At 62.4% G+C, this 24,422-nt stretch carries 19 protein-coding genes and 1 pseudogene; 8 read left to right on the top strand and 12 right to left on the bottom strand.

Annotated features, from left to right (window positions below):
- Nucleotides 1-544: 544 nt before the first annotated feature.
- A complete protein-coding gene (locus N554_RS0120885) occupies nucleotides 545-907 on the bottom strand; it encodes a DUF1236 domain-containing protein (RefSeq protein ID WP_029585253.1) in 363 nt (120 codons plus the stop codon).
- Between the two features lie 345 nt (nucleotides 908-1,252).
- On the opposite strand from N554_RS0120885, the gene N554_RS38540 reads away from it, so the two are divergent.
- The 3 genes from N554_RS38540 to N554_RS0120865 all read left to right on the top strand — a co-directional run bounded on the left by N554_RS38540 (nucleotide 1,253) and on the right by N554_RS0120865 (nucleotide 6,284).
- The gene (locus tag N554_RS38540) at nucleotides 1,253-1,408 is read left to right on the top strand and encodes a DUF3096 domain-containing protein (protein WP_081851343.1); all 156 of its coding nucleotides are present in this window, start codon (nucleotides 1,253-1,255) and stop codon (nucleotides 1,406-1,408) included.
- A gap of 92 nt (nucleotides 1,409-1,500) precedes the next feature.
- Complete coding sequence (ppdK, locus tag N554_RS0120870) at nucleotides 1,501-4,374, top strand: pyruvate, phosphate dikinase (protein ID WP_029585251.1); 2,874 nt, start codon at nucleotides 1,501-1,503, stop codon at nucleotides 4,372-4,374.
- 461 nt (nucleotides 4,375-4,835) lie between these two features.
- Complete coding sequence (locus N554_RS0120865; RefSeq protein WP_029585250.1) at nucleotides 4,836-6,284, top strand: cell wall hydrolase; 1,449 nt, start codon at nucleotides 4,836-4,838, stop codon at nucleotides 6,282-6,284.
- A 51-nt stretch (nucleotides 6,285-6,335) separates the two neighbouring features.
- On the opposite strand, the gene nadC is transcribed toward N554_RS0120865, so the two are convergent.
- The 3 genes from nadC to nadA all read right to left on the bottom strand — a co-directional run bounded on the left by nadC (nucleotide 6,336) and on the right by nadA (nucleotide 10,087).
- A complete protein-coding gene (gene nadC / locus N554_RS0120860; RefSeq protein ID WP_029585249.1) occupies nucleotides 6,336-7,214 on the bottom strand; it encodes a carboxylating nicotinate-nucleotide diphosphorylase in 879 nt (292 codons plus the stop codon).
- A gap of 15 nt (nucleotides 7,215-7,229) precedes the next feature.
- Nucleotides 7,230-8,837, bottom strand: a complete 1,608-nt coding sequence (locus N554_RS0120855) for an L-aspartate oxidase (protein ID WP_029585248.1) — start codon at nucleotides 8,835-8,837, stop codon at nucleotides 7,230-7,232.
- A gap of 140 nt (nucleotides 8,838-8,977) precedes the next feature.
- Nucleotides 8,978-10,087, bottom strand: a complete 1,110-nt coding sequence (gene nadA / locus N554_RS0120850; protein WP_029585247.1) for a quinolinate synthase NadA — start codon at nucleotides 10,085-10,087, stop codon at nucleotides 8,978-8,980.
- Between the two features lie 373 nt (nucleotides 10,088-10,460).
- Here nadA and N554_RS0120845 point away from each other — a divergent pair, with 373 nt between their 5' ends.
- From N554_RS0120845 to N554_RS36185, 4 genes and pseudogenes are all read left to right on the top strand, one after another.
- Entirely contained in the window at nucleotides 10,461-11,711 is a 1,251-nt protein-coding gene (locus N554_RS0120845) for an MFS transporter (RefSeq protein ID WP_029585246.1), read from the top strand.
- A gap of 37 nt (nucleotides 11,712-11,748) precedes the next feature.
- Nucleotides 11,749-12,735: an acrylyl-CoA reductase (NADPH) gene (locus N554_RS0120840; protein ID WP_029585245.1), complete on the top strand. Its 987-nt coding sequence runs from the start codon at nucleotides 11,749-11,751 to the stop codon at nucleotides 12,733-12,735.
- Between the two features lie 115 nt (nucleotides 12,736-12,850).
- Nucleotides 12,851-13,441, top strand: coding sequence for a hypothetical protein (locus N554_RS0120835; protein ID WP_029585244.1), 591 nt, complete (start codon nucleotides 12,851-12,853; stop codon nucleotides 13,439-13,441).
- Between the two features lie 480 nt (nucleotides 13,442-13,921).
- A pseudogene (locus N554_RS36185) lies at nucleotides 13,922-15,894 on the top strand (methyl-accepting chemotaxis protein).
- A gap of 84 nt (nucleotides 15,895-15,978) precedes the next feature.
- Here the strand turns inward: N554_RS36185 and N554_RS0120825 are convergent.
- From N554_RS0120825 to N554_RS0120795, 7 genes are all read right to left on the bottom strand, one after another.
- Nucleotides 15,979-17,835: a CHASE2 domain-containing protein gene (locus tag N554_RS0120825; RefSeq protein ID WP_029585243.1), complete on the bottom strand. Its 1,857-nt coding sequence runs from the start codon at nucleotides 17,833-17,835 to the stop codon at nucleotides 15,979-15,981.
- 22 nt (nucleotides 17,836-17,857) lie between these two features.
- Nucleotides 17,858-18,295 carry a FecR domain-containing protein gene (locus N554_RS0120820; protein ID WP_245283661.1) on the bottom strand — a complete coding sequence of 146 codons (438 nt, stop codon included), beginning with the start codon at nucleotides 18,293-18,295 and terminating at the stop codon, nucleotides 17,858-17,860.
- A gap of 325 nt (nucleotides 18,296-18,620) precedes the next feature.
- Complete coding sequence (locus tag N554_RS0120815; protein WP_029585241.1) at nucleotides 18,621-19,598, bottom strand: NUDIX hydrolase; 978 nt, start codon at nucleotides 19,596-19,598, stop codon at nucleotides 18,621-18,623.
- 19 nt (nucleotides 19,599-19,617) lie between these two features.
- The gene (locus N554_RS0120810; RefSeq protein ID WP_029585240.1) at nucleotides 19,618-20,124 is read right to left on the bottom strand and encodes a tyrosine phosphatase family protein; all 507 of its coding nucleotides are present in this window, start codon (nucleotides 20,122-20,124) and stop codon (nucleotides 19,618-19,620) included.
- A gap of 153 nt (nucleotides 20,125-20,277) precedes the next feature.
- The gene (locus N554_RS0120805) at nucleotides 20,278-20,901 is read right to left on the bottom strand and encodes a YfbR-like 5'-deoxynucleotidase (RefSeq protein WP_029585239.1); all 624 of its coding nucleotides are present in this window, start codon (nucleotides 20,899-20,901) and stop codon (nucleotides 20,278-20,280) included.
- Nucleotides 20,898-21,524: a DNA-3-methyladenine glycosylase I gene (locus tag N554_RS0120800; protein ID WP_029585238.1), complete on the bottom strand. Its 627-nt coding sequence runs from the start codon at nucleotides 21,522-21,524 to the stop codon at nucleotides 20,898-20,900. The genes N554_RS0120805 and N554_RS0120800 overlap by 4 nt, the downstream gene beginning before the upstream one ends.
- A complete protein-coding gene (locus tag N554_RS0120795) occupies nucleotides 21,521-22,402 on the bottom strand; it encodes a CAF17-like 4Fe-4S cluster assembly/insertion protein YgfZ (RefSeq protein WP_029585237.1) in 882 nt (293 codons plus the stop codon). The genes N554_RS0120800 and N554_RS0120795 overlap by 4 nt, the downstream gene beginning before the upstream one ends.
- A gap of 140 nt (nucleotides 22,403-22,542) precedes the next feature.
- Here N554_RS0120795 and N554_RS0120785 point away from each other — a divergent pair, with 140 nt between their 5' ends.
- Nucleotides 22,543-23,880 carry a dihydroorotase gene (locus tag N554_RS0120785; protein WP_029585236.1) on the top strand — a complete coding sequence of 446 codons (1,338 nt, stop codon included), beginning with the start codon at nucleotides 22,543-22,545 and terminating at the stop codon, nucleotides 23,878-23,880.
- A gap of 229 nt (nucleotides 23,881-24,109) precedes the next feature.
- Here the strand turns inward: N554_RS0120785 and N554_RS0120780 are convergent, their stop codons facing one another.
- Nucleotides 24,110-24,376, bottom strand: a complete 267-nt coding sequence (locus tag N554_RS0120780) for a hypothetical protein (RefSeq protein ID WP_029585235.1) — start codon at nucleotides 24,374-24,376, stop codon at nucleotides 24,110-24,112.
- Nucleotides 24,377-24,422 lie beyond the last annotated feature (46 nt).

Genomic DNA, 24,422 nt, shown 5'->3' with positions numbered 1-24,422 from the left:
CATTGCACACGGGCTGCGGGTGCACCGTGCACCCGGCATTCCCCACGCCCTCTGTTTTCCTGGGCGAAAGATTTTTTCACGACTCGGGCGCATCGCGCCGCGGGATCGCGAAGCCGTGTCTGGCATTGACGTCATTGCGAGGAGCGGAAGCGACGAAGCAATCCAGCTTCTGGTTCGCGGTGACTATGGATTGCTTCGCTTGCGCTCGCAACGACAGCTCCACAACGGTCGTTGGCTGTTTGACATGCGAATTTTCAGCAAAGCATTGGGCACGACTACGCCATACTATGCGTCGTCCCCGCGCACGCGGGGACCCATAACCACTTACGTCTATTGGAGCAGAAGCCGTTAGCCACTGTGCCAAAACGCGAGGCCGCGGCGTATGGGTCCCCGCGTGCGCGGGGACGACATGAAAGAAGGGTTTTCGGCCATGGCACGCCGCTCACAACCCTCACAACCCCCGCGCATTTTTAACCGGCAAACCGGGCGCCACTCTGGCGGAAAATCCGCGGCGCCCGGACCGTTCGTTCCGACTAACTGGACTTTAGTCGATTATCTGGACGACGCGGCGCGTACGCGGCTCGACCAGAACGGTCTCGCCGTTCACCACGGTGTAGCGATACGGCGTGGCGCCAAAGGTCTGCGGCACGTCGTAGTAGATGACGCCGGTCTCCGGCAGCACGCCGCCGACGATCACGCGATCCGAAATCACATAATTCGGCACGCGTTCGCGCACGATGTATTCACGGAACGCCGGACGCTGATCGACGGCGATACCATCGATATCCTCAACGATCGCGGGGCCGCCGCGTACGACGCCAGTAGTGACCGCGCCCTGCGCCTGCGCCGCGATCGGTGCACTCATCGCGCCCGCGATCGCTGCAATGGCAAGTATCCTGTTCCGCATGTTCAACTCCCTTGCGATGATGCACGCCGGCTTGCGCCGGCCCGCGATTCCACCCAATTCATCGCACGCCGCATTGTTCCTGAGAAAATGCACATCCTGCCGCTGCAAATTTTCGGCATTGTTGGCATGCGACGGAACCTTTGAATCGACAACGTCTGCTATCATGGAACCACGCATGCAGATAAAATGCAGACCTCGATTCGTTTTCCCCAAGAGCGATCAGCAAAAGTGGAACACGGTTTTGCGTCCGATCGCGCTCTCAGATACACAAAGAGTGCATGATCTTGTCGCCAAACTGCTTCACACTTTGGCGGATCACGCGCTCGTCATTCCGGAGAGATTTCAATGACCATCACCACTGCCCACATTCCTGCCATAGTGGCCTTGATCGCGGGCATCCTCATTCTGATTATGCCGCGGCTCCTCAATCTGGTGGTCGCGATTTATCTGATTTGCATCGGCCTGATCGGTCTTGGTGTGCTCCGGTGGCTTCATATCTAGCGCTCATAAGCGCGGGTTCGCACCTTGCGCGGAACCGTCCAAAGTGGTGTAAGGCGCGCACCTCCTCCCCTCTCGCGGATTGATGATCAGTCATGGCCAAAGCCGTCGCTAAGCCCAAGAAAATCGCAGCGAAATCAAAGCCATCCCTTTCGGTCCGGACCAAGGCCGCGCCACCTGCCACGGCCCGCAAGAGTCTGAACAAGGCTCTGAAGAAGAGCGCGGCAAAACCGGCGCCGAAGCCCGCCAGCAAAGTTGCTGCAAACAAGGCCGCCGCCGATACCGCGAAATCCGGCAAATGGGTGTACAGCTTCGGCGACGGCAAAGCTGAGGGCAAAGCAGGGTTGCGCGATTTGCTTGGCGGCAAGGGCGCCAATCTTGCCGAAATGGCCAATCTCGGACTGCCGGTGCCCCCCGGCTTCACGATCCCGACTTCGGTCTGCACCTATTTTTACGCGCACGAGAAAACCTATCCGAAGGAATTGAAGGGGCAGGTCGAAAAGGCGCTGGACTATGTCGGCAAGCTAACCGGCAAGACGTTCGGCGATCCGAAGAATCCGCTGCTGGTTTCGGTGCGTTCCGGTGGCCGTGCCTCGATGCCGGGCATGATGGATACCGTGCTCAATCTCGGTCTAAACGACAAGACGGTCGAAGCGCTGGCCGAAATGTCCGGCGATCGCCGCTTCGCCTATGACAGCTACCGTCGCTTCATCACGATGTACTCCGACGTGGTGCTCGACTTCGAGCATCATCACTTCGAGGATATCCTCGATACCTTCAAGGACAGCCAGGGCTATACGCTCGACACCGACCTGACCGGCGACGACTGGATCGATGTGGTGGGCCGCTACAAGGAAGCGGTGGCGCGCGAGACCGGCAAGGAATTCCCGCAGGATCCACATGCGCAATTGTGGGGCGCGATTGGGGCGGTGTTTTCATCCTGGATGAATGCGCGCGCGGTGACTTACCGGCGGCTGCACGACATTCCGGAATCCTGGGGCACCGCGGTCAACGTGCAGGCGATGGTGTTCGGCAATATGGGCGAGACGTCGGCGACCGGAGTTGCATTCACGCGCAATCCCTCGACGGGCGAGAGCAGGCTCTACGGCGAATTCCTCATCAATGCGCAGGGCGAAGACGTGGTGGCGGGCATTCGCACGCCGCAGGACATCACCGAATATGCGCGCAAGGAATCCGGCTCCGACAAGGCATCGATGGAAATCGCGATGCCCGAGGCGTTCAAGGAGCTGACGCGGATCTACACGCTGCTCGAAAAGCATTACCGCGACATGCAGGACATGGAATTCACGGTGGAGCAGGGCAAGCTGTGGATGTTGCAGACCCGCGGCGGCAAGCGCACCGCCAAAGCAGCGCTTCGCATCGCCGTCGAACTCGCCAACGAAGGTCTGATCAGCAAGAAGGACGCGGTGTCGCGGATCGATCCCGCCTCGCTCGATCAATTGCTGCATCCGACCATCGATCCCGCCGCGAAGCGCGATGTCATTGCGACCGGTCTGCCGGCATCGCCCGGCGCTGCCGCCGGCGAAATCGTGTTCTCGTCCGATGAAGCTGCGAAACTGCAGGCCGATGGCCGCAAGGTCATTCTGGTGCGGATCGAGACCAGCCCCGAAGACATTCACGGCATGCACGCCGCCGAAGGCATCCTGACCACCCGTGGCGGCATGACTTCGCACGCCGCGGTGGTCGCGCGCGGCATGGGCAAGCCTTGTGTCTCCGGCTGCGGCACCATCCGCGTCGATTACGGCCGCGGCACCATGAGCATCGGCTCCCGCACCTTCAAGACCGGCGACGTCATCACCATCGACGGCTCGCTGGGCCAGGTGCTGGCCGGGCGGATGCCGATGATCGAGCCGGAACTGTCGGGCGAGTTCGGCACGCTGATGGGCTGGGCCGATCAGGTGCGCAAGCTCGGCGTTCGCGCCAACGCCGATACGCCGGAGGACGCACGCAGCGCCGTTAAATTCGGCGGTGAGGGCATCGGGCTTTGCCGCACCGAACATATGTTCTTCGAGGAAACCCGAATCCGCACCGTGCGCGAGATGATTCTCGCCGAAGACGAACAGGCGCGCCGCGCCGCGCTGTCGAAGCTGTTGCCGATGCAGCGGGCGGATTTTGTCGAGCTGTTCGAGATCATGAAGGGGCTGCCGGTGACGATCCGGCTGCTCGATCCGCCGTTGCACGAGTTCCTGCCGCACACCCAGGCCGAAATCGAGGAAGTCGCCCGCGCGATGAATACCGATCCGCGGCGGCTTGCCGATCGCGCCCGCGATCTCGCGGAATTCAATCCGATGCTGGGCTTCCGAGGCTGCCGCCTCGCCATCGCCTATCCTGAGATCGCCGAGATGCAGTCGCGCGCGATCTTTGAAGCCGCGGTGGAGGCCGGAAAACGTACCGGCAAGGCCGTCGGACTAGAGGTGATGGTGCCGTTGATCGCGACCAAGGCCGAGTTCGATCTGGTCAAGGCGCGGATCGACGCCACGGCGCAGTCGGTGATGAAGGAGACCGGAACCAAGCTGAGCTATCAGGTCGGCACCATGATCGAACTGCCGCGCGCCTGCCTGATGGCCGGCGATATCGCCAAGACGGCCGAGTTCTTTTCGTTCGGCACCAACGATCTGACGCAGACGACCTACGGCATCAGCCGCGATGACGCCGCCGGATTCCTCGGCACCTATATCGCGAAGGGAATCCTGGAGATCGATCCGTTCATCTCGGTCGATCGCGACGGCGTCGGCGAATTGGTCAAGATTGGTGTCGCGCGGGGACGCAAGACCCGCCCGAATATCAAGGTCGGGATCTGCGGCGAGCATGGCGGCGATCCCGCTTCCGTCGCGTTCTGCCACGAGATCGGATTGGACTACGTCTCATGCTCGCCCTACCGCGTGCCGATCGCCCGGCTCGCCGCGGCGCAGGCCGCGCTCGGCAAGACCGTCGCCAGTCAGGCGTGAGGCTGACCGGGTAATGTAGCTGCCGTCATTGCGAGGAACGAAAGCGGCGAAGCGGTCCAGTCTGCCTCCTTCGCTGGCAGTATCGATTGCTTCGCGGAGCCTGTCATCGGGCGCGCATTCGCGCGACCCGTTGGCTCGCAATGACGGGGAAATACCAAGACGCCGCTGTCCTCTGACGCATGCCCATCGGACGCCATTGTGGGAGCCGGTAAAGCGGGCGGGCCCTTTGCAAGAATTTTCTTCATCATTTTCGTTGACCGGATGTTTACCACTTTATTCGAGTGGCTGTTTACCAAGCTTTTCGATGTGACCGGCACAAACGATAGCGATTTCTTGCATGTATCGCGCCTGCAACGCCGATTAACTCCCTCGCAACCTAAATTCGATACTAACAAAAAGGATCGAATTGCACGGATGTACTGGGTTCGATCGCGTGTCTGTAGCGTTGCGTGAGCGTATCGATGTTAGTCATGCGTAACCGGCCGAAGGGTGCGCGCTTCGCGTCCTTCGGTCTTGGTCTCTGCATCTTCGCATTGATGCCGGCAGAGATCGGATATCAGGATATCGCGTCACTGCTGGCCCGGCAGCCCGGCGTCGCCGAGCGCTGGCAGAAACGGGTATTCTCCGCCGCCAGCACCATCCAGGTCGCCACCTACAGTTTTGGCCGTCCGATCGGAACCGCCACGCCGCAGACCGCGACCCTTCGGCTGGCGAGGCTCGACAACCAGGGCATCGACATTACCGGCGCGGTGACACGCAATCCGATTATGCAGGCGCCGCCGCGTTATCAGGCGGCCGACTTCCCCAAGGTCGATCGCATTTTGAAGGGCGATCGCCTGGTCGTCATCCCGCCCGAGCCCCCGGCGCCGGCCAATGCCGCGCCCTCTAATGAGGACCCGGCGACCTCCAATGCCTCAGTGGCTGGCGCGAAAACCGCCGACGCCGCGCCCCTCGTGGAGCGCACGCCGCTCGATCCGGAACTGCAGGAGGCGTTGAGCGCTCCGCCGCTTGCTCAATACGATGTGTCGATGTCGCTCGAATCCCAGCCGCTCGACGATTTGAAGAGCGCACCCGACGCCGCTGCCATCGAGCTTGAGCCCGCCCCGTCACGCAATGGATTCTCGGTCAAGACCGCGAGGTTGTTTTTCGGAAGCTCGTCGCTCGGCGGCTCCGTGGAGAGCATGGAACGCTGGCGGCCCGGCGAAGAACCGCTGATCGTAGTGCCGGGCGCGCTCCCCGATCCGGACATGAAGGTGATCGCATCGCTGCCGCCAGCCGCGCACGAGCCGTCCCCAGCCGGTGAGAGCATCGCCGCCAAGGGGGAAGTCAACGCCGACAATCAACGCGCCAAGACGCCGGCCGAGCGCCTCGGCCTGTTCGATGAAAAGTCGCGGGCCAAATCGGAGAAATGCCTCGCCGACGCCGTCTATTTCGAAGCCCGCGGCGAGGCTGTGCGCGGCCAGATCGCCGTGGCGCAGGTGGTGTTGAACCGCGCATTTTCCGGCTTCTATCCGGACACGGTGTGCGGCGTGGTCTATCAGAACAAGCACCGCCATCTCGCCTGCCAGTTCACCTTCGCTTGCGACAACAATGCCGACGTCGTGCGCGAACCCGACATGTGGGACCGCGCCAAAAAGATCGCGAAGGCGATGCTCGACGGCCAGCTCTGGTTGCCCGAAGTTGCCAAGTCGACGCATTATCACGCCTATTGGGTGCGCCCGTCCTGGGTCCACGAAATGAAGAAGACGTACAAGTTCGGCGTGCATACCTTCTACCGGCCGCGGGCATGGGGCGACGGCAGCGAGGCGCCGAGCTGGGGAACGCCGGCAGAGACCGCGGCAATTTCGGCAAAGCTCGCGGAAGCCGCGCGTAGTTCGGCCGAGCTGTCGGATGCAACCGTCCGGCGTTAGATCGAAGCGACGCCCGAAGCCCTTACGCGGGAGGGATGACGGATTTCCCGTTCACGCGTCGATGTCGAGGGCGACATCGAAATTCGGAGCGGAGTGCGTGAGCGCGCCGCATGAAGCGTAGTCGACGCCGGTCGCGGCGATCTTCGCAATCGAATTTTGCGCGACGCCGCCGGACGCCTCCAGCACCACGCGTCCCTTTGCCAGCTTCACGGCCTCGGCCAGACCGGCGATGTCCATATTATCCAGCAGCACAACGTCGGCGAGACCGGTGTCAAGCACCTCGCGCAGTTGGTTCAAGCTGTCGACCTCGATCTCGATCCTGACGAGATGCCCGGCATGGGCCCGTGCGCGCTTCAGCACCGGCGTGATACCTCCGGCGACGGCGATGTGGTTGTCTTTGATGAGGATCGCATCGTCGAGGCCGAAGCGATGATTGAAGCCGCCGCCGCAGCGCACGGCGTATTTCTCGAGCGCGCGCAGGCCCGGCGTGGTCTTGCGGGTGCAGCAGATGCGCAGCTTGGTGCCGGCGGTGTGGCGCACATAGTCGGCGGTGAGCGTGGCGATGCCGGACAACCGGCCGACGAAATTCAACGCGGTACGCTCGCCGGCCAGCACGGCCCGTGCCGGGCCGGATATCGTCAGCACGTGCAGGCCTGCCGCGACCGCCCCGCCATCGCGAAAATGCGCCTGGATGTTGATGTCGCCCGACAGTTTCTGAAAGGTCGCAACCGCCAGCGGCAGGCCGGCGATCACCCCGGCCTGCCGCGCGATCATGATAGCGTGGGCCTGTGTTTTTTCCGGAATAGTAGCGATCGAGGTGATGTCGCCGGCGCGGCCGAGATCTTCGTCCAGCGCGCGCTGCACAGCTTCGTCAATGGCAAGCGGCGACAGGAATGCTTCGGAATTGAGTAGCGAGGCAGGCGTTGTCATGATGCGTATTTCCCGTCAGGCGATGATCGGCTGCGCGGTTCGCGCCGCAGCAGGCTCATACAGCGACGCCGCGATCTCCCGCGCCGCCGCCAGTGTCGTCATGGTGCGATGAGCCAGCGCCGATCTTTCGATTGGATAATCGGTGCGGTAATGCGCACCGCGGCTTTCGCGCCGCGTCCACGCCGAGGCCGCCACCAACAGCGCCGTGGTGGCCATATTGCGCAACGCGATGTTGCCGGTATCCCGCTCGATCGCCGCGAACGACCGCACGGCCTCCGCCAGCCGCTCTGCATCGCGGATCACGCCAACATGCGAGGCCATCATGACTCGCAGATTTGCTTCGGCAATAGCCGGCATTGCGCAATTTCGCGGGATGATCGGCGCCGCCGGCAAGCGGGCCGGCGCGCCGATCGGCATGCCGCCGATATCTTCTGCGATACGTGCGGCGTAAACCACGGCTTCGAGCAGGGAATTGGACGCCAGCCGGTTGGCGCCGTGTGCGCCGGTGCAAGACACTTCGCCGCCGGCCCACAGGCCCTTCAACGAGGTGCGGCCATGAGCATCCACCGATATGCCGCCCATGTGATAGTGCGCAGCCGGCGCCACCGGGATCGGCTGCTTCACCGGGTCGATGCCGGCGGCCATGCAGCTCGCATAGACGGTCGGAAACCTTTCGGCGAAATGCACGCCGAGCGCCTCTCGCGCGTCAAGGAACACGCCGTGACCCGCCGCTATTTCCGCGAACACGCCTCGCGCTACGACGTCGCGCGGCGCAAGCTCGGCCAGCGGATGCCGCGCCTGCATGAAGCGTTCGCCCTTGTCGTTAGTCAGTGTGGCGCCTTCGCCGCGCAGGGCTTCGGTTGCGAGCGGCGCCGGATCGCGGCCGACCATGATAGCCGTCGGGTGAAACTGCACGAATTCCGGATCGGCGATCACGGCTCCGGCGCGCGCGGCGATCGCAAGCCCGAGCCCGCTCGCCTCAGCCGGATTTGTCGTCACGGCATAGAGATGCCCGATGCCGCCGGTCGCCAGCACCACTGCGCGCGACGCGATGGTTACAGGCTTGGCGGTCGTATCGCCCACTCTGCGCAATTGCAGTCCGGCGACCGCGTCATGCTCGGTCAACAGCGCCTCGGCGATGTAGCCTTCGATCACCTGGATCGACGGCGTTCTGCGCACGGCTTCGATCAGCGCTGATATGATCGCCTTGCCGGCCATGTCGCCGCGCACGTGTACGATACGTCGCGCGGAATGCGCGGCTTCGCGGCCGACTGCAAGCTTGCCTTCGAGGTCGCGATCGAACGGGACGCCATAATGCAGCAGATCGTGGATGCGTGCGCCGGCTTCGCGCGCCAGTCCCAGCGCCACCGTCTCATCGACCAGACCCGCACCGACAGCGATGGTATCGGCGGCATGGGCCTCCGCGCTGTCACCTTCGGCGACCGCGGCGGCGATGCCGCCTTGCGCCCACGCCGTCGACGCGCCTTGGCCCAGCGCCGCCGCTGAAATCACGGTGACCGGACGCGGCGCCAGTTTCAGCGCGCAGAACAGTCCGGCGAGACCGCCGCCGACGATGACGACGTCGTCGGTGTTGCGGGTGAGGTCATCATTTTGGATTGACATTTCCGCTCCCCTGTTCGTCGTCCCGGCGAACGACGGGACCCATACGCCGTGCCGTTAGTTGTGTCGGTTGCTTGTAGTCGCTTCCACACATCGGCAGCGTTGGCCATAGGTCCCCGCGTTCGCGGGGACGACAACTGATCTCAGTTCTTCAGATTGATCATTCGCTCGACCGAACGACGTGCCTTTTCGGCAATCAAGGGATCGATGGAGACTTCCTCACGCAGGTAAACCAGGCTGTCCAGGATCTTGGGCAGCGTGATCCGCTTCATGTGCGGACACAGATTGCACGGCCGCACCATTTCGACATCCGGCAGTTCGGCCTGCACGTTGTCGGCCATCGAGCATTCGGTGATCATCACCACCCGCTTGGGATGTTTGTTGCGCACCCAGTTGATCATGTGCGCGGTCGAACCGGTGAAATCGGCTTCAGCCAAAACGTCGGGCGGACATTCGGGATGAGCGATGATCTGCACCGACGGATCGGCCTCGCGAAAGCTTCGCAGTTCGTCGCCGGTGAAACGCTCGTGCACTTCGCAGGCACCTTTCCAGGCGATGATCTTCACCTCGGTCTTTGAAGCCACGTATTTTGCCAGATACTGGTCCGGCAGAAAGATCACCGTCGGCGCATTGAGGCTCTCGACCACCTGCACCGCGTTGGACGAGGTGCAGCAGATATCGACCTCCGCCTTCACGTCGGCCGACGTGTTGACATAGGCCACGACCGGCACGCCGGGAAAGCGCTCGCGCAATAGCCGCACATCCGCGCCGGTGATGCTCGATGCCAGCGAGCAGCCGGCGCGTGAATCCGGGATCAGTACTGTCTTCTGCGGATTGAGGATTTTCGACGTCTCCGCCATGAAGTGCACGCCGCACTGTATGATGACGTTGGACTTCACCTTGGTGGCTTCGATCGCGAGCTGCAGCGAGTCACCGCCGATGTCGGCGACGCAATGGAAGATCTCCGGGGTTTGATAATTGTGCGCCAAAATGACCGCGTCACGTGTTTTCTTTAGTTCGTTGATCGCCTTGATGTATGGCGCCATGAATGGCCATTCCACCGGTGAGATCACGTTCCTGACCCGCCCATAGAGATGCGCGGTCGCGCGTTCGACCTCCGGAGTCCACTCCAGCGACGGCATTGGCAGCGCACGCGCGCGCTCGGCGGGGGTAATGCTGCGCGTTGGGGCGACGGTATGCCGGCTGATGGGATTTGCGAAATCTTCGGGACCGTAGATTCCAGCGATCGGCATGACTGCCTCCCTTGGAAACCATATATACTCGATGTGAGCATATATAGGGTTTGAGAAATCCGGCCGCAAAGGGCCGGCACTTTTTGCTGCGTAGTCGAGCCGACCCAAGCCGCAGCGAGGAAGGTTCGGCGCACATCGAGGACGTTTAATTATCCTCATAATGAGCAAATCAAATATAACATGCCGCGTGGGACTTCGCTAGATGCATCGACGGTTAAATCGTCAAAGCTGCCCGTGCTGATTTGCAAGGCTGCCCTGCAGAGGGTTTTTCCCGGTGGCTGTCGATTGGGGTTTTCATGCGAATGCATTAACTCCCTGTAACCTGCTTGCTCGGCCCCCTTTTGCGTCCGATGCCAACCATCGAGGAATTTGCATGAAGTCAGTCGCAAGCGAGCTTCGTCCGGCCCCTGGCATCGACAACTGGCGTACGCCGCTGGTCATCATCCTCTGCGGTTGCGCGATCGCTCTGTTGAGCTTCGGGCCGCGATCGAGCCTCGGGTTCTTCATCCAGCCGATGGGCCGGGAACTTGCGTGGGGCCGCGACGTCTTCGGCCTTGCGCTTGCCCTTCAAAACCTGTTGTGGGGACTGGGCCAGCCGATAGCCGGCGCGATCGCCGACCGCTTCGGCGTGCTGCGCGTGATGTGTGTCGGCGCCATTCTTTATGCCGGCGGCCTGCTCATGATGCGCTACGCCGCGACGCCGCTCTCGCTTAATGTCGGCGCCGGCGTCCTGATCGGCTTCGGCCTGTCCGGCTGCTCATTCAATCTGGTGCTGTCCGCGTTCAGCAAGCTGTTGCCGCCCGAGCGCCGCGGCATCGCGCTGGGTGCCGGAACGGCTGCTGGATCTTTGGGGCAATTCCTGTTCGCGCCGTTCGGCGTGGCGATGATCGACAATTTCGGCTGGCAGGCGGCGCTGACGGCGTTCGCCGCGCTGATGCTGCTGATCGTGCCGCTGTCGTTCGCGCTCGCCACGCCAGCGGCGACGTCGGCCCACGTGCCTGCCGCCGACCAGCAGTCGTTCAAGACGGCGCTGGCGGAAGCATTCGGCCATCGCTCCTATGTGCTGCTGGTGCTCGGCTTCTTTACCTGTGGGTTTCAGTTGGCTTTCATCACCGTGCATCTTCCGGCTTACCTGTCTGATCGCGGCGTATCCGCGCAAACCGGCGGCTGGGTGATCGCTGCGATCGGCCTGTTCAACATCATCGGTTCGCTGGGCGTCGGCTGGCTGCAGAATGTGTTTCCGAAGCGCTATATTCTGTCGGTGATCTATCTCACCCGTGCGCTGTCGATCGTCGCGTTCATCTCGTTTCCAATCACGACATTCTCGGCGATCACGTTCGGCGCCGTGAGCGGCCTGACCTGGCTTTCGACGGTGCCGCCGACCTCGGCGCTGGTGGCGCTGATGTTCGGTACGCGCTGGTTTGCGACGCTGTATGGATTTGCCTTCGTCAGCCATCAGGTCGGCGGCTTCCTTGGCGTTTGGCTTGGCGGTATCGTGTTTGAGAGCTTCGGATCCTACGGGCCGATCTGGTGGCTTGCGGTGCTGTTCGGCGTGCTGTCGGCGCTGATCAACCTGCCGATCGTCGAAGCGCCGGTGGCGCGCCCGCTTGCACAGCCGGCATGATCCGGTAAACATCCCAACTGCAAAAAGGGAGTTCACGTTGGGAACATTCAAGGCAATCAGGATCGACAAAGCGGACAAAGGCACCACGGCCGCGCTCACCCAATTCGACGAAGCCGAATTGATGGAGGGCGACGTCACCGTGCGGGTGGAATGGTCGACACTGAACTACAAGGACGGCCTCGCCGTCACCGGCAAGGCGCCGGTGGTGCGGCGCTTTCCTATGATCGCCGGCGTCGATTTCGCGGGCACCGTCGAGCAGTCGTCCCATCCGCAATGGAAGGCCGGCGACAAGGTGATCTGCACCGGCTGGGGCATGGGCGAGACCCATCTCGGCGCTTACGCCGAGAAGGCGCGCGTCAAGGGCGACTGGCTGGTTCGCGTCCCTGCGGCAATGTCGACCCGCGACGCGATGGCGATCGGCACCGCGGGCTTCACCTCGATGCTGTCCGTGCTCGCGCTGGAAAAGCACGGCCTCACCCCGAAGCACGGGCCTATTGTCGTGACCGGCGCCGCCGGCGGTGTCGGTTCGGTCGCGACCGCGGTGCTCTCGAAGCTCGGCTATCACGTTATCGCCTCGACCGGCCGCATGTCGGAGGCGAGCTATCTGAAAGGGCTCGGCGCGGCCGAGGTCCTCGATCGCAATGAGCTGTCGGGGCCGGCCAAGCCGCTGGCGAAGGAGCGCTGGGCGGGCGGCATCGACAGCGTCGGCTCGACCACGCTCGCCAACATCCTCTCGATGACGAAATACGGCGGCGCTATCGCCGCGTGCGGCATCGCCGCCGGTATGGACCTGCCTTCCTCGGTGGCGCCGTTTATTTTGCGCGGAGTGTGCCTTCTCGGCATCGATTCCGTGATGTGCCCGATTGAGGTTCGCAAGATTGCCTGGAGTCGCCTCGCAGCCGACTTGCATCAGGCAAAACTTGCTGAAATCACTCACGAAATTGGCCTCGACCAAGTCATCGGTGCCGGTGCCAAGATCCTCGCTGGCCAGGTCCGCGGTCGAATCGTGGTAAAAATTCTCTAACGCGTTCAGACTTTACCAACCAAGCTGCTCCAATGTTGCCACGGTTGGTATGGTAAGCAGCGGGTAAAGGGACATCAGGCGGTTACCCGCGCTTTGTTAAAGTCGGAGTTGCAGGATGCTTGCGCGTTTCATGTTGGGAACCATCGCGGCCGGTGCGGTGATCGCGCCCGCCCTCGCAGGACAGATGAATGCCGATGAGGCCCGCAAGTTCGTAGCCGGCAAGGTATTCGCATTCACCTGCTTCGACGGCACGCGCGGCGCAGGCCGGGTGCTGGATGATGGTGGCGCGGCAGGAGCGGTGCAATTTGCCGGCTCCGGTCCGGTGCGCCGCATGCGGTTGCCCGGCAATACGCTTCAGGTCCGCGGCCAGGCCGTCTGTGCCTCGATCAAGGGAATTCCGTTCGAGCCGTGCTTCAATCTCGATAAGAAAGACGAGCGCAACTTCCGCGGATCGGTCTCCGGCATGGGCTTCGCCTATTGCGATTTCCGTCACCAAGGCGCAGCGCAGATGCTGATGGCACGCGCGGTGGGACGGCCGCGTTCGCTGCGTCCGGCCCGTTCGACCGACGCAACCCACACAGAAGTCTCCGCGCGGGTCGAAACCCCCGCGGTCGAGAGCGCCAGGATCGAGCCGGTCTGGTCCGGGACAAGATCCCAGCCGGCGAAATCGGAAGGCGCACCCGAATTGCGCCGCTCGACCGACTGATCGGGCTCCGGCGCTGACTAGGCGCCGCGCACTCAACCACGCTCATTTGAGAAGCTGACGGCGAGTGCCGCATCGTTATCGCGTAGTCACACGGGGCGACAACTTCATGTCTCGGTGGCTGGTCGCGATGCAATTTGTCGAAGTTCGACAGGCCGCACGTATTCCGCAAGCGTGGATGAACTCCGCCTCGTGGCGGAGGCGCTGGGTTGGGCGATACCATTGCGCCGGCGTATGCGGCGGCTAGTTCGGAAATCTTCGCTTCCATCAGGACCTGGCTCCGTATGGTTGTGTGCACGTATGCCGCACGTACTACGTGCGAAAATTAACGGTAATTAAACACCGTGGGCGGCATTGTTCGAGGAGCGCGCTCTCCTCATCCAACTCAAACGTGAACTTCGCTGGTGGTGGTGTTCGTCGCTGTGGTTTCGACGCGGTTCGATAGGACGCCCCTTCCTCAACCTGACTCACCAGGAAACACTCATGCGCGGTTTTACTTTCCGACTCACGCACAAAATAGTGGCGATCGGCATCGTTGGCATCGCCGGGGTCATCCTGGTCGGCGGCATGCACGTGTACGGCGAATCCGCGATGGCCGTATACAGAGATGCGTCGGAAAACGCGCATACGATTTCCGCGTTGAGCAGCAAGATCGAGATCAAATTGCTGGAGGGCCGCCGGGCCGAAAAGGACTTTCTGCTCCGCAATGATTCTAAGAAGGCCGACAGCCAGATCGATATCGCCAAATCTGTCGCTGCCGATATCGACATGCTTCACGGCAAAGCCATTGCGGCCGGCAGGTCTGATCTTGCTCGTCAGATCGAAGCTATGCGTACCTCGCTAAGCAATATCAGGCGCATTTTGTCACGGTCGTCGAACTGAAACGGCAGCTTGGCTTGGACGAGAAATCGGGCCTTGAGGGTCGCCTGCGTACATCCGTTCACGACATCGAGTCGCGGGTCGGTCAACTGAATGAGTCGGCCCTTATGATCACCATGCTGATGATGCGTCGTCACGAAAAGGATTTCATGCTGCGACGTGACGCTAAATACGGCGACGACATGAAAAAGCGAGCTTCCGAATTTACCATCGGGATCGAGAACGCGAACATTCCGGAAGCTGCAAAGACCGAGCTCAAGCAAAAGCTTGCCGACTATCAACGCGAATTTTTTGTCTGGATGGAAACTGCGCTGAAGCTTGCCGGCGAGCTAAAGGCAACGTCAGGGTCGTTCTCGGCAGTCGAACCGGCCATTGAGACCGTATCGAAGGCGGTTGACGCAATGAGAGCCGAGGCCGAGCGGTCGAGCGCAACAGTGCACGATAATATTCAGCGGCGAATGGGAATCTCCATTCTATTGATCGCATTCGCCGTGTTGGGAGCGGGATTTTTCATCGGCAGATCGATTTCCAAACCACTGTCTGCGCTGACGGCCGCCATGGTCGATCTTGCAAAGGGCAACTTCGCGGTTGTTCTGCCCGGACTTGGCCGCGCGGATGAGATCGGCAAGATCGCGCAAGCGGTCGAAGCCTTCAAAGTCAATGCGGAACAAAAGGCGCGCAACGAAGCCGAAGCCAAGATCAAGCAGGATCAGATCGCCGCCCAGCAGCGCAAGGCGGACATGATCAAGCTCGCAGATGAGTTTGAAGGCGCCGTCGGAAAAATTGTCGAAACCGTGTCGTGCGCCTCGAGCGAGCTGGAAGCCTCCGCCAGCACGCTCACCTCGACCGCGGAGCGTGCCCAAGGGCTCACCACGACGGTCGCAGCAGCTTCCGAGGAAGCCGCCAGCAATGTGCAGTCGGTGGCCTCCGCGACCGAGGAAATGGCCTCGTCCGTCAACGAGATCAGCCGTCAGGTACAGGAATCCGCGCGGATGGCCAACGAGGCCGTCGATCAGGCGCGCAGGACCAATGATCGCGTTAGCGAACTGTCGAAGGCGGCTGCCCGCATTAGTGACGTCGTCGAACTCATCAACTCCATCGCCGGACAGACCAATCTGCTGGCCTTGAATGCCACCATCGAGGCGGCGCGTGCAGGCGAGGCCGGCCGCGGCTTCGCCGTCGTGGCGTCTGAGGTGAAGGCGCTGGCCGAGCAGACCGCCAAGGCGACCGACGAGATCGGCCAGCAAATCAGCAGCATCCAGTCGGCGACCCAGGAGTCGGTGGGCGCAATAAAGGAGATCAGCGGCACCATCGAAAAGCTGTCGGAGGTATCCTCGACCATCGCTGCTGCGGTGGAAGAGCAGGGCGCGGCGACCCAGGAGATTTCTCGCAACGTCCAGCACGCGGCGCACGGCACCCAGCAGGTTTCATCCAACATCACCGACATGCAGCGCGGCGCCAATGAGACCGGATCAGCCTCCGCGCAGGTTCTCTCGGCGGCGCAGTCGCTATCCGGCGACAGCAACCGCCTGAAGCTTGAGGTCGACAAATTCCTCAATTCGGTACGCGCCGCTTGATCGGGCGCGCGTGTTGCAGCCGAGCTGCCGTGACCCTATTCGGCCTGATCACTGCCGCATCAGGTCGGATTGATCGAGACCACGTCAATCGTTCCGCCAAAGCCAGACAGAGAGCGCACGCGACCGCCCCCTGATCCGCGTTTCCCTGGGCCCGGTGAGAACTCCCAGCTCGAACAACGCGCATTCCGGGCCAGCCTGACGAAGCAGATCATCGCTCACGGCCAGTGCCGCGCGTTGCTCCGCTGCGACTTCCATCAAGCGGCTGGCCACGTTCACGCTGTCACCGGTCGCGGTGATGTGCTGGTAGCTGCCGCCGCCGAGGCGGGAAGCGATAATGGGACCGAAGTGGGCGCCCACCTTGAAACCGGTTCGTGAGGCGATCGATGGCGGGAGGGATTCGATCCATCGCTCGGCGCGGTTGCAGAGATCCACGCAGCAAAGCGCGGCGTTGCGGGCATCGTCCACGGAGCTCTCCGGCAGGCCAAACAGAATCATGGCGCCATCACCCAGAAAGCTGGTGATGACCCCGCCGCGCGCCACTACCTCGCGATCAACAAGGGCGTGAAAGTCCTTCAGCAACTGCAGCCCCGTGTCCAATCCAAGTGTTTCGCTGAGCGAAGTAAACCCGGACAAGTCGATAAAGATGATCGCCGCATCCTGATGGACCGGCTCAAGGAGAAATTCGGGGTTCTTGGTCAGCCATTTGCGAAGCGCCGGCGCCTGAAACTGCTGCAGCAATTCGCTCTTCTTGGCGAAATACTGCGCCCGCCGCCGGTTCAGCCAAAGTTGCACTGCCCCGAATAGAATAGCCGGAGGGGCGGCTGCGGCGACCGGCAGGGCCGCGCTTGACCAGATGCCGTGCGAAAATGCCGCGAAGTTGGCAGCCATCCAGATTAGAAGCGCGGCTAAAATCGAGAACAGGCCGACGGCGCTGCGCTGCCATGCCAGTAAACCCACGAGCAATAACGTCAATGCGATCGCAATGATCGCATCGGCGGCGCGCGTCAACCGGTTACGCAAAATTCCGTCCCCGGTCATCAAATGAGCAATGGCCGTGGCAATGATCTCCACGCCCGGCATCACCGGATCAAACGGCGTGGAGAAAACGTCACCGCTGCCGGTGACTGTCGCTCCGATCACGACGATCCGGTTTCGAACGGCTTCTGCTGCGACCTCGCCATCCAATAGGGAAGACGCGCTGATTGTCCGGATCGTGCCATGGCGGCCATAGAATATCAGCGGCAGAACATGACCGATATCCATCGGGATATGTCGTCCCGCCAGCATCATGCTGTCCGCTTCGATGGTTGGCTCGCTACCGGTCGCCAGTGCAGCGACGCGCAGCGGGAACGACAATTCAATCTTGTCGTCGGTTCTGAACAGCATCGGAGCGCCGCGCGGTGTCCCGGATTTGTCCGTGGTTAAATTCACCACGCCGACCGCGGCATGATCGGCGAATTCCTTCAAGGGAAGCAGGAATCGCTCAGCCCGTGGCAGGCCCGCGACGGGGCCACCTTCCTCCGTAGCGATCAATTGTTTTGCTTCGGGAAAGACTGCGGCCGCGGCGATAGCGGTTGGGCGTTTGTCGAATACCTGCGCCAGGGCTGCGTCGCCGCGGCCGTTCCCGTGATCGAGCAGCAGCAAATCGACCGCGATGACGCGGGGTTCGAACCGCGCAATCGCATCGACGATTGCGGCGAGATCGGCGCGCGGCAGCGGATAGCCGCCTTTCTTCCCCGCCGTGACATCGTCGATAGCCACGATGGTGACCAGGTCCGGCGCGGCTCTTTCCCCGCGCGCGATCATGCGCAGATCAGTCAGCGCGCCCTCGGTGCGGTCAAGAAATGGAACGTCGCCTTTCCAGTGAACGAATCCCAGAGCCAATGCCCAGCAAGCCGACAGGACGAGCGCAACCAGTGTCTGGAAGCTCCGGCCGGTCACCGACGATCATTGCCCAGGACGGTCATTGCCCGAGACGTGCCAGCAATGCAGTAACGCGCGCCTGCGGCCAGCGCTTGACGACCAGGGGACCGGCCTCGTCGACGTCGACACCTTGGCCCGGGCCAAGAACCACCTGGCCGGCAGCGGCGGGTCTGCGCACCGCCACTTGGCCTCGCAGGACCAGCACCGACGTCCTTGTTTGCTGGGCGTCTACCGCCCATTTCGTGCCGCGCACGGCGGCGATGGCTTGTGGCGTCTTGACCTCGAAGCGATTTTTACCCCGCTGTTTGGGGGCATCGACCAGCAAGGCCTTGCTTTGAAGATCGACGGAATCGACGTCGCCATTGTTGTCGCGATCTTGCAACGTGAACCTGGCGCCGTCCTCGGCAATGATGGTGACGCTACCGCGGCAGCGCAGGGTTTGCGCCGCGTTCGGCGGATGCTCCGAAGTGCACCCCATTGTAGCCTGCTGGGCCGGCGCAGCATCAACGCCAAGCAGTACGCAGACAATAGCTGCGCACGTTATCCGAGCGAGCGTTCTCATAGTGATGTCTCCGTGCATGCGCCATGTGCAATGTCTCAGGCGCCAATTGTCGTGCCGGGGCGATCGAAATTTCAGATGATAGAGCCATGGTCTATCGGAAAGGCAGCAGCATCATCTTTGAATTTTAAACTGTGTTCAGAAAATGTCTGGGCCGATCAGAAAGGTCTACGCTCCTGGCTGGGCGACAGGCACGGGCGGCGGCTGCCTGCGGCCCGGCGTCAGGGCTTACCGCGTCAAATCTTCAGCGCCGCCCGCGTACGCGCAGGCCCGGCGCCGGCCGCTCCTGCAGCACCTCGCGGCGGAAGCGAAACAGCGCGGCGGGCCGGCCGCCGGTCTGTGTCGACATCACGCCGGTGGGTTCAACCAGGGCGCCGGCTTCCACCAGCCGGCGGAAATTCTGCTTGTGCAAATGCCGCCCCGAGATCGCTTCCACCGTCCGTTGCAGTTCAGTGAGTGTGAATTCGGGCGGTAAAAGTTCAAATACGACCGGTCGATATTTCAATTTGGCACGCAGCCGCGCGATCGCGGTGGCCAGGATTCGCCGGTGATCGAAGCGCATCGATATGCCGAGGCTGGGAGTCGACTTGCGCGCCAATGCCGCAGGCCGTCCGTCCCGTCGCGCCTCTTCGATCAACCCTGCTTCATAGAGCAACTCGTAGCGATCGAGCACGCGCTCCTCGTCCCAATGCGCGCCCTCGGTGCCGAAATACAGCCGCACGCGATCCTTGCGGCTGAGCGCGCGCGTCGTCTCCGGTTGCTCGCTCTCGGCAGCCCAGCGCGTGAGCTCGGGAACGATGTCGCGCTCGATGGTCTCCGGCCGCGCTGTCCGCCAGTCTTCCCACGGGAAAAACCGATACCAGGGCTCAAAGGTCGCGCCCGGCGCCCGCGAGGCATTATCGGCGGCGCGGGTCAGCGCCAGGTAGCCGATCGAGGCAACATGGGCGTCGGTGTCGCCGGCCCGGGTGTGGCGCCCGCGATCGCCGAACGTATAGAGCTGCTCGACATAGCCTAGCCGCAGTCCCGCCTGTTCTTCCACCCAGGCGCGCAAGCCGATCTCGAAGGTTCGGTGCGAGACCGCATCGAACGGGCCGAACGGAAGCCCGGCCAGCTTGTCGCGGTCGCTGCCGGATGCTGTGAGGATGAGCGGTTCGTTGGCTTCGATCGCGACGATCGCGGCGGTCAAGCCGATTTCGATCGGCGTCAGAAGCTTTTCGCTCATCTGGCGTCGTTCGAGGGCATCAGTCGAGATCGATGCGGAACGGCCGGCCTTCGACCATCATGGTGCCCGGACCCATTTCGTCGAGCGCGCGCAACATCCGCCCCTCGCGCTGCAGCGCCTTGTCCGCCAGGCTGACGATCAGCCGGTTCGGCGACGCGATCGGGGAGGCGGCACGAATTTGCCGCGCGATCGAAATTTCGTCGCGATGCGGATTGAGCAAACAGGCGGCCGCAAAGGCGCTGGCGGTCGAGCGGCTGATACCGGCATAGCAGTGGACGACCAGCGGCGCGCCGCGGTCCCAGCCGCGCACGAAGTTCAGGACCTGCTCGATATGCGAGTCCGAGGGCGCGACAAAGCCGTCCATCTGTTCGATGATGTCGTCCATCTGCACCCTCAGATGATTGGCTTCCAGAACCGATTCCGGCCGTTGCACCTGATTGACGTTGGCCATCACGGTGAGGATATGGCTGGCGCCGGTGGCCTTGACGGTGTCGGGAAGTGCGGCGAGCGAGCAGACGTGAATCATGGCGTTCCTTTTAGTTTGCCCGGATTATAAGGCTGCACGTCAATTTGCGAAAGCTGCATGTAGCGACGTGTAGGGTGTGCAAAGCCGCCTGTCGCGCCGTGCCCACCATCATTTTCGGCATAAAGTTTGTGGGCACGCTTCAAGTTGTCTAGCCTACGATGATCCGGCCAGCGCCTTGAACCGCTCCAGGAACCGCTTCTCTGCCTTCGCAGCCGTCCATGGCGTGAGATAGTCCCGCTGGGTCGGCATCGGCAAGCCGGGATCGCGGCCGAACAGGCGTTTCGCCTCCGCTTGTGCAAAGCCCGCCAGTTCCGTTGCCTCGAGATAGGCCGCGCCCCGGTCGGCGTCCTTGATCTGCCGCTCGATCTCGGGACCGAGCACCGGCGGCAGTCCGAAACGGATATGGATCGCCGCAAGCAGGCGCTTCTCGACGGCCTTGTAGTCTCCACCAAGCACCGCCTTGAACGGCGAGATCATGTCGCCGATGACATATTCCGGCGCGTCGTGCAGCAGCGCCGCGAGCCGGAATCTAACATCGACGCGCGGCGTCTGCTCGCGCATCACGGCTTCGACCAACAGCGTGTGCTGCGCCACCGAAAAAATATGCGCGCCGCGAGTTTGCCCGTTCCAGCGCGCCACCCGTGCCAGGCCATGGGCGATATCGGCGATCTCTATATCCAGCGGCGAGGGGTCCAACAGATCGAGCCGCCGCCCCGATAACATCCGCTGCCAGACGCGCGTGGAAATTTTAGGCGCAGGCAATTTTTCGGCCGTCATTTGACGTTGAAGCGCGGCGCGCGATGCTTTCCTGCGCAGTTTTCATGGCAAAAGCACGTGACCAGATGGTCGTTGACCATACCGGTGGCCTGCATGAACGCGTAGACGATGGTCGGGCCGACGAATTTGAAGCCGCGCGCCGCCAGTTCCTTTGAAACCTTGATCGACAGCGGCGTCGACGCCGGTACGCTGGCCGTGGTCTTGAACTTGTTGACCTTCGGCTTGCCATCGACGAAATCCCACAGGAATTTCGAGAAGCCGGGGCCTTCTTCCATGATTTTCAGATAGGATTTAGCGCTTGCGACGGTGCCTTCGATCTTGGCGCGATTGCGGACGATGCCGGCGTCGTTCATCAGCGCGTGAATTTTTTTCGCATTGTAGCGTGTGATCTTTTCGGGCTGAAAATCGTCGAAGGCGCGGCGGAAGTTTTCGCGCTTGCGCAGAATCGTGATCCAGGACAGGCCGGCCTGAAAACCGTCAAGGATGAGCTTCTCATAGAGCGCACGGTCGTCATATTCCGGCACGCCCCATTCGGTGTCATGATAAGCCATATAAAACGGGTCGTCACCCGGCCAGGGACACCGCATCAGCCCATCAGCATGCAAGCGCGCCGAACGGCTCATGCGACGGTCTGCTTGGGTGCCGTCAGCAAATCATCCGGCTCGGCAAGGCGGATGGCAAGGCCGCCAGCCGTCAGGGGCGTGCCGGCTTGCAGCGCATCGGCGGCACGATCGATCCTGATCAGCGCGAGAGCGTTCGGACCGGCGGTCGAACCCATGGTGCCCACGGGTTTGTCGCCGGCGAGGATCGCGGTGCCCGGCTCGGGCGACGGCCCCTCAAGAATGACCCGCAGCGTTCGCGTACGCGCGGTGCCGCGATGCTGCATCCGCGACACCACCTCTTGCCCGACGTAACAGCCCTTCTCGAAATCGACGCCGTGCAGCCGGTCCATGTTGGTTTCATGCGGAAATGCATCGCCATACATAAAGTCGAGGCCGCCGCGCGGCACGCCGGTGGCGATGCGATGCGCCTCATAGGCGGCGCTGTCGACCAGATCCACGCCAGCCAGATCGGCGATTTTTTGCTTGAGCTCTTCGGGAACAAGAATCCGCCAGCCGAGAGCTGTGTTGCGCGGATCGGCAAAGGCCAGATCGGGCTTGATCGCAAAATCACCATCCCACGCCGCGAGTACGCCGAGACCATCGGACAGATTCTCGACCGCAACCTTCGCGCGCAACTTGTAGAAGCCAAGTTTATCGGCAAGCCCCTGTGCCAGCGCGCGCGGGCAGTCGATCAGGAAACCGCCGCCATCGCCGGAGGGCGCTTCGGTAATCAGAAAATCCACAACTATCTTGCCCTGCGGTGTCAGCAACGCCCCGAATCGCCCCAGGCCCGGGCGAAGCAGCGTAACGTCTGTGGTGACGAGGCCATTGAGAAAGTCGCGGGCGTCCTCGCCGCTGACCTTGACCACGCCCCGATCGGCAAGAAACGCTGCTTTCATGTAAAAATCTCTTGCGGCATGTTGCAGCGGAACGTAAGCCGCCAAGTCATAAACGACAAGGGCTGGCACGACCTCATCCCGAGGAGCAGGCGGAGCTGGGGCCTCCTCGGCATGAGGATGTGAACTGACTGCGAGGAACGATGAGCCAGAGCTTTGACGTGATTCTAAAGTCCGGCACCGTGGTCAATCAGGACGGCGAGGGCGTGCGCGACATTGCCGTCAGCAACGGCCGCATCGCAGCGATCGGCGGGCTTGGAGGGGCCTCGGCCGCGGAGGTGATCGACTGCAAGGGTCTGCACATCCTCCCGGGCGTGATGGACACCCAAGTCCATTTTCGTGAGCCGGGCCTGACCCACAAGGAAGATTTGGAAACCGGCTCGCGCAGCGCTGTGATGGGCGGCGTGACGGCGGTGTTCGAAATGCCGAACACCGATCCCTTGACCGTCACCGAGCAGGCCTTCACGGAGAAAGTAAAGCGCGGCCGTCACCGCATGCATTGCGATTTCGCGTTCTTCATCGGCGGCACCCGCGACAACGTGCAGGATTTGCCGGAGCTCGAACGCGCGCCCGGCTGTGCCGGGGTCAAGGTGTTCATCGGCTCCTCCACCGGAGCCCTGCTGGTGGAAGATGACGAAAGCCTGCGGCGGATTTTTCAGGTGATCAAACGCCGCGCGGCGTTTCATGCCGAGGATGAATACCGCCTCAACCAACGCAAGCATCTGCGCGTCGAAGGCGATCCGCGTTCGCATCCGGTGTGGCGCGACGAGACCGCGGCGCTGATGGCGACGCAACGTCTCGTCAAGCTCGCCCATGAAACCGGCAAGCGGATTCACGTGCTGCATATCTCGACCAAGCAGGAGATCGAATTCCTGCGCGATCACAAGGATGTCGCCTCCTGCGAGGCGACGCCGCATCACCTCACGCTAGTGGCACCGGAATGCTACGAGCGGCTCGGCACCCGCGCGCAGATGAATCCTCCGGTGCGCTCGGTCGATCACCGCGACGGCATCTGGTACGGCATCGAGCAGGGCATTATCGACGTACTCGGCTCCGATCACGCGCCGCATACGCTGGAGGAGAAGGCCAGGACCTATCCGGCGTCGCCATCCGGCATGACCGGGGTGCAGACGCTGGTGCCGCTGATGCTCGATCACGTCAACGCCGGTCGATTGTCGCTCAAGCGCTTGGTCGATCTCACCAGCGCAGGTCCGGCGCGGCTGTTCAACATCGCCGGCAAGGGCCGGATCGCGGCGGGCTACGATGCGGATTTTACCATCGTCGATCTCAAGCGCAGCGAAACCATCACCAACGATTGGGTGGCCTCGCGGGCGGGCTGGACGCCCTATGACGGCGTGCGCGTCACCGGCTGGCCGGTCGGCACTTTCGTGCGCGGACGGCGGGTGATGTGGCAGGGCGAGTTGGCGACGCCGTCGACCGGGGAGCCGGTGCGGTTTCTGGAGACGCTGAAGGCGGGGTGACGTTTTCTCCCGTCATTGCGGGCCAACGGGTCGCGCGAATGCGCGCCCGATGACAGGCTCTGCAAAGCAATCCAGATTTGCAGCGAAACGGAAGAAGCGAAACGGAAGCGTGGGCTGCCACGTCGCTTGCGCTCCTCGCAGTGACAGCACGATGAAATAGTGGGTCGCCAGGTCAAGCTAACGTCAAGCCAAGGTCAAGTCGGGCGATGACAGTTTGCGCGGGGCAAATTTACTGCTTCGCCAGCGAAATCGAAAACTCGCCGTTGCGGACACGGGTCGGCAGACCTTCCACGAATTTCGCCACCGCGTCTTCGCCATAGGTTGCGACCAGTTCGGCGAATGCCGCGAACAGGCTTGCCTGCGCCAGGCAGTCGCCATCGACGCCATCGTGGCGCGCCTCCGCCCAGGCCTCGTTGAGATAGCTGAGCGCGGCCTGTTTCTGCTCGTGATCGGGTAGTGGGTCGCGGGCGGTTGTGAAGGACGCTGGACGGCTCATGAAACTCAACAAGTCTGTGCGCGGCTCCAGGGCGGAGCGCGTCGAA

This window comes from Bradyrhizobium sp. URHD0069 (genome assembly GCF_000701345.1).
In the GTDB taxonomy this organism is placed as follows: Bacteria; Pseudomonadota; Alphaproteobacteria; order Rhizobiales; family Xanthobacteraceae; genus Bradyrhizobium.
Note: the sequence above shows the minus strand (reverse complement) of the source record. Positions and strands in the feature narration are given on the sequence as shown.

Excerpts from the sequence above, each read along its gene's own strand:
- N554_RS0120885 (WP_029585253.1), bottom strand. The coding sequence starts at position 907 with ATGCGGAACAGGATACTTGCCATTGCAGCGATCGCGGGCGCGATGAGT.
- N554_RS38540 (WP_081851343.1), top strand. The coding sequence starts at position 1,253 with ATGACCATCACCACTGCCCACATTCCTGCCATAGTGGCCTTGATCGCG.
- ppdK (WP_029585251.1), top strand. The coding sequence starts at position 1,501 with ATGGCCAAAGCCGTCGCTAAGCCCAAGAAAATCGCAGCGAAATCAAAG.
- N554_RS0120865 (WP_029585250.1), top strand. The coding sequence starts at position 4,836 with ATGTTAGTCATGCGTAACCGGCCGAAGGGTGCGCGCTTCGCGTCCTTC.
- nadC (WP_029585249.1), bottom strand. The coding sequence starts at position 7,214 with ATGACAACGCCTGCCTCGCTACTCAATTCCGAAGCATTCCTGTCGCCG.
- N554_RS0120855 (WP_029585248.1), bottom strand. The coding sequence starts at position 8,837 with ATGTCAATCCAAAATGATGACCTCACCCGCAACACCGACGACGTCGTC.
- nadA (WP_029585247.1), bottom strand. The coding sequence starts at position 10,087 with ATGCCGATCGCTGGAATCTACGGTCCCGAAGATTTCGCAAATCCCATC.
- N554_RS0120845 (WP_029585246.1), top strand. The coding sequence starts at position 10,461 with ATGAAGTCAGTCGCAAGCGAGCTTCGTCCGGCCCCTGGCATCGACAAC.
- N554_RS0120835 (WP_029585244.1), top strand. The coding sequence starts at position 12,851 with ATGCTTGCGCGTTTCATGTTGGGAACCATCGCGGCCGGTGCGGTGATC.
- N554_RS0120820 (WP_245283661.1), bottom strand. The coding sequence starts at position 18,295 with ATGGGGTGCACTTCGGAGCATCCGCCGAACGCGGCGCAAACCCTGCGC.
- N554_RS0120815 (WP_029585241.1), bottom strand. The coding sequence starts at position 19,598 with ATGAGCGAAAAGCTTCTGACGCCGATCGAAATCGGCTTGACCGCCGCG.
- N554_RS0120810 (WP_029585240.1), bottom strand. The coding sequence starts at position 20,124 with ATGATTCACGTCTGCTCGCTCGCCGCACTTCCCGACACCGTCAAGGCC.
- N554_RS0120805 (WP_029585239.1), bottom strand. The coding sequence starts at position 20,901 with ATGACGGCCGAAAAATTGCCTGCGCCTAAAATTTCCACGCGCGTCTGG.
- N554_RS0120800 (WP_029585238.1), bottom strand. The coding sequence starts at position 21,524 with ATGAGCCGTTCGGCGCGCTTGCATGCTGATGGGCTGATGCGGTGTCCC.
- N554_RS0120795 (WP_029585237.1), bottom strand. The coding sequence starts at position 22,402 with ATGAAAGCAGCGTTTCTTGCCGATCGGGGCGTGGTCAAGGTCAGCGGC.
- N554_RS0120785 (WP_029585236.1), top strand. The coding sequence starts at position 22,543 with ATGAGCCAGAGCTTTGACGTGATTCTAAAGTCCGGCACCGTGGTCAAT.
- N554_RS0120780 (WP_029585235.1), bottom strand. The coding sequence starts at position 24,376 with ATGAGCCGTCCAGCGTCCTTCACAACCGCCCGCGACCCACTACCCGAT.